Origin of the sequence: Moorella naiadis (nom. illeg.) (assembly GCF_051020825.1) — a bacterium.
GTDB lineage: Bacteria > Bacillota > DSM-521 > Neomoorellales > Neomoorellaceae > Neomoorella > Neomoorella naiadis.
The window spans coordinates 87,275-102,506 of record NZ_JAXGFQ010000013.1; the positions used below are offsets into that span (position 1 = coordinate 87,275).

The window sequence follows — 15,232 nt, forward strand, 5'->3', positions numbered from 1 at the left end:
TCGCTTCTTTCTTACTTACTTACTTGTCGAGCTAGATGTAGTAGAAGTCTTCAACCCAAGGCTGCCACCGCCAAGGACGCCAACAGGCCAGCGCCGATGGGGAGGCAGTCTTCGTTGATGTTAAACTGCGGGTGGTGCCAGGGGTGGGGTTCCACATCCGGGATGGCCGCCCCCAGGTTAAAGTAGACCGCCGGGAGCTTTTCGGCGTAACGGGCGAAATCTTCGGCCCCCAGGGAAGGGTTAGCCAGCTCCAGGACCTTATCCGGCCCCAGGACCGCCCCGGCCACCCGGCGAAAGAGAGTGGTAAGTTTCTCATCGTTGATTAAGGGCGGGTAGCCCCACAGGTAATCCAGGTCGATCGCCGTCCCGCTCGCAGCCGCCACCCCGGCCAGGACCTGGCGCATACCGGCCTCCAGTTGCTTGCGGATAACATTATTCAGGGCGCGCGTGGTCCCGGTCATGGTCACCTGGCCAGCGACGATGTTTTCCTTTTCCCCGCCATGGATGGTGCCTACCGTGAGGACGGCGGGCTGCACCGGGTCCAGGCGCCGGGCGACGATGGTTTGTAAAGCCAGGATGGCCTGGGCGGCGGCGACAATGGCATCAACCCCCAGGTGGGGGGAAGCGCCATGAACGGTGCGGCCCTTGATCTTGATGGTAAAGTTATCGGCCGAAGCCATGATCGCCCCCCGGCGGACGCCTACCGTGCCCACCGGCAGGTAAGAGGTGACATGCAGGCCGAAAATGGCTTTAACCGGCGGGTTATCCAGAACCCCGGCTGCAAGCATGAGGCGGGCGCCGCCGGGGGGCATCTCCTCGCCGGGCTGAAAGATAAAGACCACCGGTCCCGGGAGTTCCTGGCGCCGGGCGGCCAGGAGGGCCGCCGCCCCCAGGACTACAGCCATATGGGCGTCGTGGCCGCAACCGTGCATCCGGCCGGGGTAGCGGGAGGCGAACTCCACCGCGGTATCCTCCTGGAGGGGCAGGGCATCCATATCGGCGCGCAGGGCGACGGCAGGTCCGTCTTTAGCCCCTGCCAGGACGCCCACCACCCCGGTGCCGCCGATACCCATGCGGACCTGTAGTCCCAGTTCAGTCAGGACACCGGCTACCAGGGCAGCCGTCTCCTTTTCCTCAAAACCTAGTTCCGGACACTGATGCAGCTGCCGCCGCCAGGCTACCAGCCGGGGCCGGAGGGCCTCAGCGGCGGCCCTGAAAGATACCGCATTCACCAATAAAGGCCACCTTAACCCTTGAAATTACCTGCCGGAATGATTAACTAACCTTCATTCTTACTAATACCTGCAGGCTGAACCCGGCAGGATCACCTTTTTGCCTATAATCTTACGCTAAAGTTACCTCCGGGACAAGATTTTCCCAGAGAAAAACCCGGGATTTAACCCGGGCGGGATCGCTAAAGCTCCAGTTGAGCCGGGATACGGATGGCAGCCGGCGTAATTCCGGATTAAGGACTTCCCCTTGCGCAGGGTGCCATCCGGCCAGACGGCGATGAAGGTGGCTGGCGACGATAAGGCTTGCGCCGAACTAATAGTTATGGGCCGAACCGGGTTTGTTTAAAGGTGCGGTCTGGCTGGTTGCCTCTTCCCGCTTTTTACCAGAGAGGAGCTGGACCCAGACCCTTACCGAGTCGGCAATAATGGCAATGACCATCAGCAACATTACGATGGAGATTACCGCCAGCAGGTAGTTATGAGTCGGCAGATAGTTAATAAAGATGTTTTCATAACCGGCGGCAATGGTTGTCACCGTTAAAAAAATCATGGGAATAAAGGTGGTCCAGGCATAACGGGCCTTACCCATCTTGATGAGCATGGTGGTGCCGATGGCCAGGGCCATACTCCCCAGCAGCTGGTTATTGACCCCGAAGAGGGGCCAGATAGTGGAGATAGAGCCGCCAAAGAGCAGGTAACCCCAGGCGACGGTGAAGATACCGCTGGTCAGGATAATGCCAGGCCACCACTCGGTATTTTTCAGGGGTTTATAAACTACGCCACCGATTTCCTGGAGCAGGTAGCGCCCGACCCTGGTCCCGGCGTCAATTAGCGTCAGGATAAACAGGGCTTCAAACATAATGGCGAAGTGGTACCAGTAGCCCATCAGGTGCTTCAGACCGTCGATACTGGAGAAGATGTGGGCCATGCCGGCCGCAAGGGAGACAGCACCGCCCGGCCTGCCGGCCAGGTCCTCACCCACCATGGCGGAGATTGCCGTCAGATCCTGGATATGCATACCCAGTTTGGCAAAGACTTCCGGGGTACTGTTAATGGCGAAGTAGTCGGCCGGCGCCAGGACGGTAGCGGCAATCAGGGCCATCAGGGCTACAAAGCCCTCCACCAGCATGGCCCCGTAACCGATGGGCAGGATATCGGCCTCACTGGTAACCATCTTGGGTGTGGTACCGCTGGAGACCATGGCGTGGAAACCGGAGAGGGCGCCACAAGCAATGGTGATAAACATATAGGGCCAGACCTTACCGGGGATTACCGGGCCGCCGCCGGCAGCGAACCTGGTAACCGCCGGCATCTGCAAGACGGGGTTGACGATAATCACCCCGGCAGCCAGCAAAAGAATGGTTCCGATCTTCATATAAGTGCTCAGGTAGTCCCGGGGTACCAGCAGAAGCCAGACCGGTAACACCGCCGCCAGGAAACCATAGGCCGCAATCATCAGGGAAAGCTGCTGCTTATTAAAGGTCAGCAGCGGTGCCAGGGCCGAGTGCTGGATGGAGGGTCCCACAACTACCCCGGCAACGATCAACGCCACGCCGATAACGGTGGCCTCACCGATACGCCCCGGGCGGAGCCATTTGAGGTAAGCACCGATGAAAATGGCGATGGGAATGGTCACACCCACGGTAAAGGTCCCCCAGGGGCTCTGGAATAGGGCATTAACTACTGAGACGCTGGCGCCGGCCAGGACGATGATTAAGAGAAAAAGGAGGGCTATCGAGGCCATCCAGTAGGAAAAGGTGTCCACTTCCCGATGGGCGATTTCCGCCAGGGACTGGCCGTCGTTCCTTACGGAAGCGAAAAGAATGACCATATCATGGACGGCACCGGCGACGACTGCACCAATCAGGATCCACAGGAAGCCAGGCAGGTAACCGAACTGGGCCGCCAGGACCGGGCCGATTAAAGGGCCGGCACCGGCGATGGCTGCAAAGTGGTGGCCGAAGACCAGCCAGCGATTGGTCGGTACATAGTCCCGGCCGTCGTTATGGGCCAGGGCCGGGGTCCGGCGTCCCGGGTCCAGGGCCAGGACTTTCGCGGCCATAAAAGCGCCGTAGTAGCGGTAAGCCAGGACAAACACCAGGGCAGTTACAATCACCAGGGGCAGTGCTTTCATAGCTCCCGTCTCTCCTTTGTCATTTAAAACCGGCCGGTTTTGCTTTTATTATAAAACCACCTTCTAAAACAAGTAACAATAATTACATGAACAGAATAAATCAGTGGCTTAACGGAAATATAGGCCATCAAAAATACCCCCTCTGATAGGGGGTATCCGTGGGGGCTAACTCTCCTGCCACGATGCCTGAAAGTGTAGGCTGGCTGGGGGGCTGGAGGTACAACTCCGGGCTCCGGTGGTTCGCGGCTAGCAAACTTGGCGCTCAGACTTCCTCGACGGCGGGGGTGGCTGGACTCGGTCCTTTTGATCAATCATAACGGGACATGCTACTTCTCGTTCCTGAAGCCACGTTGCGATCCCCATCCCGTTCACCGCCGCCTCGCCGCGGCTTCACTGAGTTTGCTGACTCCTCGAACCAAGTCGCCCTCTGTCTGTAACCTCCAGCCCCCCAGGTAACCAATATTCGGAGAAGCTGCACCAGGCAGGTTAGCTTAACCCCAAAAGACTTTTCAACTCCTTCACCTGGCCCTTGCCGACGGGGATCTGGGTTTGCCGGCGGTCGCCCATGATCAACCAGTAGGTCCCCTTAAACCATGGTAATACCCCTGCTACGCGCTTCAGGTTAACCAGGTAGCTCTTGTGCACCCGGAAAAAGCCCTCCCGGTTCAACCGTTTCTCCAGGTCGACCATGGTACCACCAAAGGTGTAATAGTCGCCGGCCGTAAAAACCTCTACCGCACCGTGCTTGGCCCGGCCGTAAACAATCTCGCCGTAGTCCAGGAGTTTGATTTCCCCGTTCTTCTCCACCGGTAGTTTTTTAACCTCCTGCCGGTGGTTACCTTCCAGTAACCGGGCCACGCTGGCCACGGCCTCCTGCCAGTCTTCTTCCCTCTCTTTGAGGTTTTTAATACGGGCGATGGTCCTGGCCAGGCGCTCCGCCTCAAAGGGTTTCAACAGGTAATCCACAGCCCCTAGTTCAAAGGCGGCAACGGCGTATTCATTGTAGGCGGTAGCGAAAACAACCAGAGGCGGCCGGGGGGAGGCGAGCATCCGCCGGGCGGCATCGTAACCGGACATACCCCGCATCTCGATATCCAGGAAGACTACATCCGGGTGCAACCGCGCCACCAGTAGCAGGGCTCCCTCGGCGTCCTCGGCTTCACCGACAACCCGGCAATCCTCGTGGGCCGCAAGCAGGTATTTCAGTTCATCCCGGGCCAGGGGTTCGTCGTCAACCACAACAGCGGTAAAGCTCATCTTTCTCCTGCACCCCCACGGGTCCAACTTTCTCGACCTGCTTTAACTCTTTGGGAAAACGCAGGATCACCTCGGTGCCCCGATCAGGCGCGCTGTTGACCTGTACCGCATATTCCGGCCCATAGAGGGCCTTCAGGCGCTCATTAACAATAGCGAGTCCCAGGCCATGGCCGTGGCCGTAACCGGGCAGGAGGATTTGAGACATCTCATCTGCAGGGATGCCCACCCCGTCATCTGCCACTGTGACCACGACTTCCCCACCCCGGTCCCTGGCGGTCAATACTAACCTGCCCCCCTGGCTGCGTGGCTGCAAGCCGTGTTTAATAGCGTTCTCCACCAGCGGCTGTAGGGTAAAGGCCGGCACCGGGCAACCCAGGGTGGCGGGCTCAACCCGGCGGATAACCTCCAGCTTGTTACCGAAGCGCGCTTCCTCGATGGCCAGGTAAGCATCCACATGGGCCAACTCTTCTTCCAGGGGAATGGGGTTATCATCCCTCTTTAAGCTATAGCGAAAGAAGCTGGCCAGCTTGATCAGGAGCTCCCGGGCCTTTTCCGGCCGGGTACGAATCAGGGAAATAATAGTATTCAGGGCATTAAAAAGAAAATGTGGTTGCACCTGGGCCTGCAGGGCTTTGAGCTCCGCCTGGGAGCGCAGCCGGGCCTGGTACTCCACCTCGGCCAGCTCCAGCTGGGTGGAAAAGAGGTGGGCCAGCCCCCGGGCCAGTTCCAGGTCCACCGGCGTAATACTATTCTCCCGGTCGCGGTAGAGTTTCAGGGCGCCGATGGTCGCCTCCCGCCGTTTCAGGGGTACCACCACCGCCGAGGCCAGACGGCAGTGCCGGTCCCGGCAGCCGATCTCCCCCCTGGTTTGGGCCAGCTGCAACTCCCCCCTGGCAATGGCCTGCAGGGTGGCGCTGGTCAAAATGGGGTTGCCCGGGTGATGGTGGTCGCTGCCCATGCCTACATGGGCCAGGATTTCCTGCCTGTCGGTAAGGGATACGGCAGCCACTTTAATGGAATTAAAGATAATCCCTGCTGCCGCCTCCGCCGATTCCCGGTTCAAACCACGGCGTAAAAAGGGCAGGGTCTGGTTGGCTATATCCAAAGCCCGCTGGGCCTGACAGGCGGCAATGTGCTCCTGCTGCTCGGCAGCCGTTTTAACAATTACCATAAAAATGGCTACACCAATGGAATTAACGATAATCATCGGCGGGCCGATAATCTTCACCAGGGCCAAGGCCTCGCTGAAGGGCCGGGCCGTCAGGAGAATGATGGCCATCTGCATGGCTTCCCCCACCAGGCCTGTAGCCAGGGCTATCGACCAGGATACGGGTGAACGCCGGTAATAACGCTGAATGAGCCCCCCCAGGGTACCCTCGGCCACCGCCGCCAGGCCACAGGAGAAGGCCGTAAAACCACCAATATAATAGCGGTGGATACCAGCAATGAGACCGGCTCCCGTCCCTACCAGGGGACCGCCCAGTAAGCCCGCCACCATAATTCCCACTACCCGGGAGTTGGCCAGGGCACCGTGGATGGGGATACCGGCGTAAGTACCCATGATACCCATGGTCCCCAGAACCAGGATTAGCAGCATCCTGTCCTTGGTAGTCAGCTGGCGGGACAAAATACGACCCAAGGTCGGTGTCCGGGATAGGATAAAAGCCGCAGTGGCTACCATACTCAGTCTTTCGGCTAGATCTAGGGCCATGGACCAGGTCATAACCGCGCCCTCCTCCTCCTTACTATACTCAAAGTATAGCACACCGGCCGCGATTAATCATTAACCGCAATCTGGTATGGCCGGTGCCAGCAGGCCCTCCTTTACCGGGCTTTATTTAATCTCCTTGATGGTCCCTCCAGCGGAAAAAGGGACCGATGTATACACAACTTGTTTACCAGTTGCAGGCAATAAAGACAGCTATTTACTTAACAAGCCAAAATATCAGGAGTATAATGGGGTCTAACAAGGGGTGACGACTCTTGTCGTATCGAGTTGGTATTCCGCGGGGACTAGCTTACTATTATCTTTTCCCCTTCATGCAAGCTTTCCTGCAGGCCCTGGGGGTGGAGGTCGTGGTATCACCACCGACGGATGCCCTAACCATGGCAGCGATGAGCTCCTGCCCCACCGACGAGCCCTGCGTCTCCGTCAAGCTCTTCTATGCCCATGCGCAAAGGCTGGTGAATAGCGGGGTCGATTGCCTTTTCGTCCCGGCCCTGTCCAGCGTCGACAGGGACAACTACTGTTGTCCCAAGCTTATCGGTGCTGCGGCCATGATCCGTAACGGCCTAGACCTGGAGGCTGAACAGGTGCTGGCCCCGGAGTGGAACGAGCGCGAAAAGCCGGGTCGCTGGCAGGACAACCTCCGGGAGGTGGCCGCCCGCCTGGATGTTGGACCGGCAGATGCCGAGCGGGCCATCCAGGCCGGTTTCGCGGCCCAGGCTGCTGCCGAAGAATTGGCCCACCGGGGGTTGACCATCCCGGAGGTCTACCACCGCCTCTGCAGCCAGGAAAAGCCCCACCGGCAGCACTTGGACCCGGCGGCCGAGTATGACCGCCAGGAGGTTATCGCTGTCCTGGGCCATCCCTACCTCCTGTACGACCGGGTCGGCCACCGGGTCGTCGAGCGCCTGGCCGAATACGCCCGGGTCATCACCCCGGAGATGATCCCGGCCGCAGACTATTGGCCCGAAGTGGCCGCCATCTATGAAGGAAACAGGCTCTGGGCCTATGAAGCCCGCATCCTGGGGGCCGGCCTCTCCCTCCTGCACCAGGGTAAAATCACGAAAATGGTGCTGGTGGAGGCCTTTGAGTGTGGCCCGGCGTCGGTAATCGAAACCTTCCTGGCGACCGAGGCCGAGCGTTATGATATCCCTTTCCTTTTATTGACGGTGGACGAGCATACCGGTGAGGCCGGCCTGGTAACCCGCCTGGAAGCCTTCGTCGATACCAGCGGCGGCCGCCAAAGGGGCCGATCCCCGGTGAAGGGCAGCACCACCCCACCACCGCGCCGGCAGGCGCTACGGGTCGGTGCCCCGGGCATGGGCCTCCTGGACGTAGCCCTGACGACAGTGCTCCGGGAATGCCGGGTGAAGATGATCCCGACACCGCCGGTAACCAAGCACACGGTGGAACTGGGCAAGGAGCTGGCGCCGGAGTTTATCTGTTACCCCCTGGTTACCACCCTGGGCCAGATCCGGGAGCTGCTAAAGCAGGGAGCCAACACCATCGTCATGGTGGGCGGCAAGGGCCGTTGCCGCCTGGGTTGGTACGCCCAGATCCAGGAGCTCTTATTAAAACGCCTGGGCCTTGATTTCCGCCTGGTGATTATCGACTCGCCCCTGCCCCTGCGGCAACGCTGGCCCGCCTTCCGCCGGGCCCTGGCGGAGATCACCGCCAATGCCCCGCTGTGGCGGATCATCCGGGGGATCTACCGCGGATACCAAAAAATGATGGTCCTCGATCAGGCCGAAGCCCTGGTCCGACGCAAACGCGCCTATGAAAGCCGGCACGGCGCCGCGGATAAACTCTGGCAGGATTTTGTCCGGCAGGTAAAAAGGGCCAACGGAGCCAGTCAGGTGCAGGGCCTCTATCAGGGATTCACCGCGGCCCTCCGGGCTATCCCCGAGGAGGACAGCCAGCCCCTACGGGTGAAAATCGTGGGGGAGATCTATACCGTCCTGGAGGAGTTCGTCAACCAGGAGATTGAGCGCTTCCTGGCCTCCCGCCCGGAACCCCGGGTGGAGGTGGTACGGGAGACCTCGGCCAGCCAGTGGTTTAATCTCAATGTCCTGCACCGGCGTCAAGAAGTAGAACGCTACCGGGCGGTGCTGGCGGCGGCGGCCCCCTACCTCAACGTCTGCGTGGGGGGCCACGGCCAGGAGAGTGTCGGCGAGACGGTCCTGGCCGCCCGGGAGGGGTATGACGGGGTCATCCAGCTATTGCCCTTCACCTGTATGCCGGAGATCGTGGCCCAGAATATCCTGGTACCCTTAAGTGAAAAGCTGGATATCCCCTTCCTTTCCCTGATTGTCAATGAGCAGAGCGGCACCGCCGGCTGGGAAACGCGCCTGGAGGCCTTCCTGGAAGTACTGGCGGAACGGCGGGAAAAAATGGCCATTTCTGGGGGTGAAGGTTATGGATTGCTTCCTGGGTATTGATGTCGGCAGCGTCAGCGCCAAGATTGTCGCCCTGGACCCGGAGAAAAGGATGCTCTTTGAAACCTACCTGCGCACCCACGGCAACCCCATCGAGGCCCTGCAGGAGGGCTTTCAGCAACTGGAGAAAGATTTGCCGGATTTACAGGTCCTGGCCGTAGGCAGCACCGGTTCGGGCCGCCACCTGGCGGCCGCCATGGTGGGGGCCGACACAGTCAAAAACGAGATTACCGCCCACGCCGTAGCCGCCCGGGAGATCCATCCCAATGTGCAGACGGTCATCGACATCGGCGGGCAGGACTCGAAAATTATCTTCCTGAAGAACGGCGTCTCCAACGGCTTTAATATGAACAGCGTCTGCGCCGCCGGTACCGGCTCCTTTCTGGACCACCAGGCCAGCCGCCTCAATGTGCCCATTGAACAATTCGGCGAACTGGCCCTGCGCTCGCAAAGCCCGGTGCGTATTGCCGGGCGCTGCGGCGTCTTTGCCGAATCCGATCTGATCAGCAAACAGCAGATGGGTTACAGTAAAGAGGATTTAATTGCCGGCCTCTGCCTGGCCCTGGCCCGCAACTACCTAACCAACGTCGCCCGGGGGAAGGAAATCCGGCCGGTAGTCCTCTTCCAGGGCGGCGTGGCGGCTAACGTGGGCCTGCGGGCCGCCTTCGAAACCCTGCTGCATCTCCCCATCATCGTGCCCCCTTACTATCGCGTTATGGGAGCCATGGGTGCGGCCCTCCTGGCCCGGGAGCGATGGCACAAAACAAAGAAACCCAGCACCTTCCGGGGAATCAAGGCCATCGCTTCTTTCCAGTGCGCGCCCCGTAGCTTCATTTGCAACGACTGCGCCAACAGCTGCGAGATCAGCGAACTCTACATCTGCGGCGAGATCGTCGGTCGCTGGGGCAGCCGCTGCGGCAAGTGGGCCAACCTGCGCCTTTCCTCGGCCGGCCGTGAGGATCAGCGGGAAAAATTAAGCCTCATCCGCCTGGGGGCCTAGGGCCGGTCCCCCTTAGATCGCCGCCGCACCCCGTTCGCCGGTACGAATCCGGACGGCGTCTTCCAGCCGGTAAATAAAAATCTTACCGTCGCCGATATTGCCGGTACGGGCCTGGCTGGTAACGATCGCCACGACATCGTCGATATACCGGTCTTCCAGGACGATTTCCACCTTGACCTTGGGCAACAGGTCAATGTTATAGGTGGCGCCACGGTAAACCTCGGTTTTACCCTTTTGCTGGCCGCAACCGACGACGTGGGTGACGGTCAGGCCGTGAATGCCGAAGCGACCCAGGGCCTCCTTGACGCTTTCAAACTTTTCTGGCCGGATGATGGCTTCAATTTTATACATAATTCCCACCCTCCATCATTGCAGGTAAGTTATATGCCTATTTTACTTTGTGTGGCCGGGACCGTCAAAGATAATATGCCACCATTCTAAAACTCCTTGACGGTTGCATGGATCCTGGGATAGAATAGTAATTACAATAAACTTGATCCGGGGTTGCGAGGATGTAACCTTTGGGTCGCCAAAGAAGGCACCGGAGATATGTATCTCCAGGTGTCTTCTTTTATTTCGACCAAAGGAGGTATGCAAGGCAATGAAGCGTAAACGGTTGGACGTTCATGTCGCCAGGTTGACACCGGAGGAGAATAAAAGGGATGTTGAACAGGCTGTGCCCTTTTCTTGCTGCCAACCCCTTACCTTACCTGGCTATACCCGGGTTGGTTTACTACTGGTATTATTCTTACTGCTGGGAGCCGTCCTGGCGCGGCCGGCGGCAGCGGCCACCCCGGCTACGGTGGATGCCGGCGACACGGCCTTCATCCTGGTGGCCAGCGCCCTGGTGATGCTCATGACCCCCGGCCTGGCCCTCTTTTATGGCGGTATGGTCCGCCAGAAGAATGTCCTGAGTATAATCGTGCAATGCCTGGTCATCGTAGCCCTGATTTCCGTCCAGTGGGTCCTGTGGGGTTACTCCCTGGCCTTTGGCCCTGATCACGGCCACCTGATCGGCGATTTAAGCTGGCTGGGTTTCCGGGGTGTGGGTCTGGAACCCAACGCCGCTTATGCCGCCACCATCCCCCACCAGGTCTTTGCCATGTTCCAGCTCATGTTTGCCATTATTACCCCGGCCCTGATTACTGGATCCTTTGCCGAGCGGATGCGTTTTCCGGCCTTTTTGTTTTTCATTGTCGCCTGGGCGACCCTGGTCTATGATCCCCTGGCCCACTGGGTCTGGGGCACGGGTGGCTGGTTGCGGGAGCTGGGTGCCTTGGATTTTGCCGGGGGTACTGTAGTGCATATCAGCGCCGGGGTGGCCGGATTGGTTTGCGCCCTGGTCCTAGGACGCCGGCGGGATTACAGGCGCCGGCCCCTGCCGCCCCATAACCTCCCCATGACTGTCCTGGGAGCGGCCCTGTTATGGTTCGGCTGGTTCGGTTTTAATGCCGGTAGTGCCTTGGGGGCCAACGGCCTGGCCGGCAACGCCTTCGTCACCACCAATACGGCCGCCGGGGCCGCCACCCTGGGATGGTTGGCGGTGGAATGGCTTCGCCATGGCAAGCCCACGGCCCTGGGGGCGGCCAGCGGTGCCGTGGCCGGCCTGGTGGCCATTACCCCGGCGGCGGGTTTTGTCACCCCCCTGGCGGCCCTGGTCATTGGCAGCATCGGTGGTGCCCTTTGCTGTCTGTCGGTCTCTGTGGCCAAGGCTAAACTGGGGTATGATGATTCCCTGGACGCCTTTGGCTGCCATGGTGTCGGCGGCACCTGGGGGGCCATCGCCACTGGTATCTTTGCTACCACGGCCGTTAACTCTGCCGGCGCCAGCGGCCTGCTTTACGGTAATCCCCGCCAGCTGGCAGTCCAGGTCCTGGGTGTCGTAGCGGCCTGGGCCTTTACTGCCGTTGTAACTTATGGCATTCTAAAGGCCATTAGCCTGCTGACACCTTTACGGGTAACAGCCGCAGAGGAAGAAGCCGGCCTCGATCTCACCCAGCACGGTGAGAGCGCCTACTCTGATACCAGCCTGGCGGCCCTGGATATTGAACCGGCCCCGGCCGGCCAGGGTATGGCAACCCGCAGGGAACTGGCAGTCAACTAGATTAAAAGCGGCCGGCCGCTACCTGACCTTAAACTGCGACCGGCCGAACTTATAAGTCTTCCTTCCTCCAGTGAAAACCCATCGCCCTTCCCCACCCTGTCCACAAGTTCAGGCTAAAATTCCAGGGGGAAAAGGGTGGCCTTTTTATTTCGCAACAGTTCGGGCATTGCCCCCAGCTCCCAACCGGCAGCCGTAGTCTCCGCATAATAGTACCGCTGGCCGTTGTAATCAAAACTAAAAAGGTTCCTGTCCGCCGGCAGCTCATCTTTGTTGAAGGCAACGGCTACAGCTTCATGCCCGATACTGTTGGCAAACTCCTCGGGCGGGAACTCCAGCAAGATTACCTGATAGCCGAGGTGGTGCAGGAGGGAAGCCAGAAGGATGGATTTACTTTTACAATCACCGCCGTTAAAAAGTGTTTCGGCAGCTAGGCGGGGCAAGGGGGTATAGACGTAGGGCAAAGATTGGACAAAGCTCAAGATAAATTCCGCCTTTTGAAAACGGTCGTAGCCCTCCGTCCTGGCCTTCCGGTCCAATTCCCCGGCCAATGCCCCCGTGTAATCCAGGTTTATTTTTTCTTCGACCCAGGGCCGAAAATCGCCCTCTGAAGCGTTAAAAACGGCATCTAAGAATTCGTTCCCTTCGGCAGGCAGACCCTGGCGGGCCATGGTCTGGCCGTAAAAATCAAGGTTATTCCAGTCGGCTAGAGTTTTTTCCAGGCGCTGGTTATAAGCAACTAGAAACGAGGGTTCACTGATCTGCCATTGATATTTTTGTTTGTCATAAACCCACTGAAAATCCTTCTTTAACCCCTGGTCGAGAGGGACCTGCGGGGCTGTATTCTGCCCCTCATCCTCGCTGGCGCTAGAAGTAATATAGACCGCCTGCTTCTGTTCATCCCAGCTGACTGTATACCCCAGGGCCTCTGCCACATAGCGGGCCGGCAGATAAACGCGCCCTTTTATTAATACAGGAGCCACATCCATGGGCACCGTTTTAGCAACCACGACCTGGACATCATGGCCCTCATCCTGGTTGATTACCGTTAAGGCCTGGTTGTTGAGGGCCAGGTTGATGTATATTGCCCTGGACCCGACTACTTTCACCAAAGTAACTGTCCCGGTAGCTTCGTTCCAGAAGATGTTGTCCGTGGCAACACCCAGGGCCCTGGCCAGGTAACGAATGGGAACATAAGCCCGGTTGTTTAAGAGCAGTGGCGCGGCGTCGGCGGGTATTTCCAGGCCATTCACCGTATAGTTATACTGATCAATGGTAAATGAAGCGTAAGTACCTCCTGCGGCATAAATAGGTGGGGCTGGTGTTAGGAAAAGGGTTATTATTAATAGTAGAGAGAGGGCCGTCTTACGCACAGCAATTACCACCCTGTTTAGTAGTACTTATAAAAGTGGACGAACTAGTAAATATATTCGTCAGGTACTAATAAAGTTTGAGGGTGATATTTGGGGCCCCCTGTTTGATCCCCCTATACTGGAGTTAAATAACCCTGGAAGATTCTTGTACTCAAGGGCGAGCGCCTACCCGTTATATCCCGGGTGTTCCACCTGCCAGTACTCACAAAATAAAAGTGTCGCTACTCTGGCCGGGCCGGAACCCCCGGTCCCGAAAGGGAAGTTCAGCGCTTACCTGGCGGCCTCCCTGGTGGTGGCAGAAATGGAGAGCCGCAAGCTGCGCCATGATCCCGCCGAACTTTTTACCCGGGCGGTCCAGCCGGCCCTGTGGCTGTTGGTATTCTGCGGGGTTACCTGCTGGTAAGGACATGCCCCGGGCGGACCACGACTGGTTAGTCCTCCTGGGGGTTACAGTGATCATTCGGGTTATCGCCGCCAGGCTGTACCCGCGGATTGTAACTTAACAAAAGAGGGGCTTAAATCTTAATTTATTTTCAGGTTTCCCTGCCGGCCAATCGCTATAATAATTGGCGGAAGGAGTTGAAGGCTGATGGGGAAACCACATATCGGCGAGGTTGATTACCTGCGGGTTTTCGGCCTGATAACCATTGTTTTCATCCACGCCTGGGGGTTCTACCTGCTGATGCCGGTGGGCAGCCTCTACAGCCGGATTATCCAGGAGCTGGGCATTAACCTGATGCGCTTCGGCCGCCAGGTCTTCATGTTTATCACCGGCCTGGTCCTCTTTTATAATTACAGCGGCCGTCAGGTAAATATCAAGCGCTTCTTCACCCGCCGCCTGCAAAATCTCGTCATACCTTATATCATCTGGACGGCTGTCTACCTGCTTATGCAACACTCGTCCCACATGATCACCTGGTCCGGTCTGGGCGGCTTTATCGTTTTATGGTGGCACAACGTCCTCAACGGCAACGGCTACAGCCATCTCTATTATATTTTGGTAGCCATCCAGTTCTACCTGTTTTTTCCCTGGCTGGTCGCCCGCTTTCAACCCCGACGGCCGGCTATAACGGCAGAAATCATTACCGGGCTGGGCCTGGTCCTCTATGCTCTCTATTACTACCTGTTCGAAGTCCGGCAGGATCTGGTTATGGCCGCCGTGACCGGTACGCCCCTGGCCGGGATTACCGGTTGGTTCTTGCTTTATAAAGACCGCCTGCTCTTTTCTTATTTTCCCTACTACCTTCTGGGGGCCCTGGCCGGCCTGCACCTGGAAGCCTGGCGGCAATGGCTGCAAAGCCACCGGGAAGCTGTCCTGGTCCTCTTAGTTTTGGCCACCAGCCTGGTAACCGGCCAGTATTTTTATCGCTACCGTTACCAGGGCCAGGCCTGGGCCCTAACCATCAGCGTGTTTAAACCCAGCATCTACCTGTACAGCCTAGCCGTCATCGCCTACGGGTTCCAATTAGCCTTTGACCTGGAACGCCATGGTTACCTGCGCTGGTTGGTTGCCCCCCTAGCGGCTAATTCCCTAGGGATTTACCTCCTTCACCCGGCGATCCTCTTTATCATCAACAGCTATTTCTGGCAGTACCTGCGCCTGCCCGGTTTCCTGCTGGTCATTCTGGAACCTGCGGCTGCCATTATCATCTCGGGGGCCATCAGCGCCCTGCTGGGGAGTAACCGTTACACCCGCTTTATCATCGGCGAGGCTGGTAACTTGAGGTACAATTTTCCCTGGCCTAAGCTGCGGGCACATAAGGAGGCTCTCCCGGATTATGGCCAGAAAACGTTATAATACAATAGTTATGGCAATTCTGGTTGATTCTTAGTAAATTTTAAGGTTTTCTATCCCCGCAGATGCTATAATAAACGTGGCTGTGTTGTAATATATATAATGATTCTGGTGCAAGAACCCCAAAATAACTAACTCATGCCAGGTACGCAATCGCTCTTTGACATCAAAAATGGCAT

The 15,232-nt window shown here is 58.2% G+C and carries 11 protein-coding genes; 5 read left to right on the forward strand and 6 right to left on the reverse strand.

Going from position 1 to position 15,232, the window contains the following annotated elements; translation table 11 throughout:
* Nucleotides 1-50: 50 nt before the first annotated feature.
* The 4 genes from SDD30_RS10065 to SDD30_RS10080 form a co-directional block, all read right to left on the reverse strand.
* Nucleotides 51-1,232 (reverse strand): M20 metallopeptidase family protein, encoded by a 1,182-nt coding sequence (locus SDD30_RS10065; RefSeq protein WP_434074790.1) that lies wholly within the window; start codon nt 1,230-1,232, stop codon nt 51-53.
* Between the two features lie 313 nt (nt 1,233-1,545).
* The gene (locus SDD30_RS10070; RefSeq protein ID WP_434074791.1) at nt 1,546-3,366 is read right to left on the reverse strand and encodes a carbon starvation CstA family protein; all 1,821 of its coding nucleotides are present in this window, start codon (nt 3,364-3,366) and stop codon (nt 1,546-1,548) included.
* A gap of 486 nt (nt 3,367-3,852) precedes the next feature.
* A complete protein-coding gene (locus SDD30_RS10075) occupies nt 3,853-4,623 on the reverse strand; it encodes a LytR/AlgR family response regulator transcription factor (RefSeq protein WP_434074792.1) in 771 nt (256 codons plus the stop codon).
* On the reverse strand, nt 4,598-6,346 hold the full coding sequence (locus SDD30_RS10080) for a LytS/YhcK type 5TM receptor domain-containing protein (protein WP_434074793.1): 1,749 nt from the start codon (nt 6,344-6,346) through the stop codon (nt 4,598-4,600). The genes SDD30_RS10075 and SDD30_RS10080 overlap by 26 nt, the downstream gene beginning before the upstream one ends.
* 260 nt (nt 6,347-6,606) lie before the next feature.
* Between SDD30_RS10080 and SDD30_RS10085 the strand changes: the two genes are divergently transcribed.
* Together SDD30_RS10085 and SDD30_RS10090 are read left to right on the forward strand one after the other, a co-directional pair.
* Entirely contained in the window at nt 6,607-8,787 is a 2,181-nt protein-coding gene (locus SDD30_RS10085) for an acyl-CoA dehydratase activase-related protein (RefSeq protein WP_434074794.1), read from the forward strand.
* A complete protein-coding gene (locus SDD30_RS10090; protein WP_434074795.1) occupies nt 8,765-9,784 on the forward strand; it encodes an acyl-CoA dehydratase activase in 1,020 nt (339 codons plus the stop codon). Before SDD30_RS10085 ends, SDD30_RS10090 begins: the two co-directional genes overlap by 23 nt.
* A 12-nt stretch (nt 9,785-9,796) precedes the next feature.
* On the opposite strand, the gene SDD30_RS10095 is transcribed toward SDD30_RS10090, so the two are convergent.
* Nucleotides 9,797-10,135 carry a P-II family nitrogen regulator gene (locus SDD30_RS10095; protein WP_434074796.1) on the reverse strand — a complete coding sequence of 113 codons (339 nt, stop codon included), beginning with the start codon at nt 10,133-10,135 and terminating at the stop codon, nt 9,797-9,799.
* A gap of 250 nt (nt 10,136-10,385) precedes the next feature.
* Here SDD30_RS10095 and SDD30_RS10100 point away from each other — a divergent pair, with 250 nt between their 5' ends.
* On the forward strand, nt 10,386-11,888 hold the full coding sequence (locus SDD30_RS10100; protein WP_434074797.1) for an ammonium transporter: 1,503 nt from the start codon (nt 10,386-10,388) through the stop codon (nt 11,886-11,888).
* Nucleotides 11,889-12,001: 113 nt separating this feature from the next.
* On the opposite strand, the gene SDD30_RS10105 is transcribed toward SDD30_RS10100, so the two are convergent.
* On the reverse strand, nt 12,002-13,258 hold the full coding sequence (locus SDD30_RS10105) for a copper amine oxidase N-terminal domain-containing protein (protein ID WP_434074798.1): 1,257 nt from the start codon (nt 13,256-13,258) through the stop codon (nt 12,002-12,004).
* A gap of 145 nt (nt 13,259-13,403) precedes the next feature.
* Between SDD30_RS10105 and SDD30_RS10110 the strand changes: the two genes are divergently transcribed.
* Both SDD30_RS10110 and SDD30_RS10115 read left to right on the forward strand, forming a co-directional pair.
* Nucleotides 13,404-13,661 (forward strand): hypothetical protein, encoded by a 258-nt coding sequence (locus SDD30_RS10110; protein WP_434074801.1) that lies wholly within the window; start codon nt 13,404-13,406, stop codon nt 13,659-13,661.
* Between the two features lie 186 nt (nt 13,662-13,847).
* Nucleotides 13,848-15,056 carry an acyltransferase gene (locus SDD30_RS10115; RefSeq protein ID WP_434074799.1) on the forward strand — a complete coding sequence of 403 codons (1,209 nt, stop codon included), beginning with the start codon at nt 13,848-13,850 and terminating at the stop codon, nt 15,054-15,056.
* Nucleotides 15,057-15,232: the final 176 nt, after the last annotated feature.

Excerpts from the sequence above, each read along its gene's own strand:
- SDD30_RS10070 (WP_434074791.1), bottom strand. The coding sequence starts at position 3,366 with ATGAAAGCACTGCCCCTGGTGATTGTAACTGCCCTGGTGTTTGTCCTG.
- SDD30_RS10075 (WP_434074792.1), bottom strand. The coding sequence starts at position 4,623 with ATGAGCTTTACCGCTGTTGTGGTTGACGACGAACCCCTGGCCCGGGAT.
- SDD30_RS10080 (WP_434074793.1), bottom strand. The coding sequence starts at position 6,346 with ATGACCTGGTCCATGGCCCTAGATCTAGCCGAAAGACTGAGTATGGTA.
- SDD30_RS10090 (WP_434074795.1), top strand. The coding sequence starts at position 8,765 with ATGGATTGCTTCCTGGGTATTGATGTCGGCAGCGTCAGCGCCAAGATT.
- SDD30_RS10095 (WP_434074796.1), bottom strand. The coding sequence starts at position 10,135 with ATGTATAAAATTGAAGCCATCATCCGGCCAGAAAAGTTTGAAAGCGTC.
- SDD30_RS10100 (WP_434074797.1), top strand. The coding sequence starts at position 10,386 with ATGAAGCGTAAACGGTTGGACGTTCATGTCGCCAGGTTGACACCGGAG.
- SDD30_RS10115 (WP_434074799.1), top strand. The coding sequence starts at position 13,848 with ATGGGGAAACCACATATCGGCGAGGTTGATTACCTGCGGGTTTTCGGC.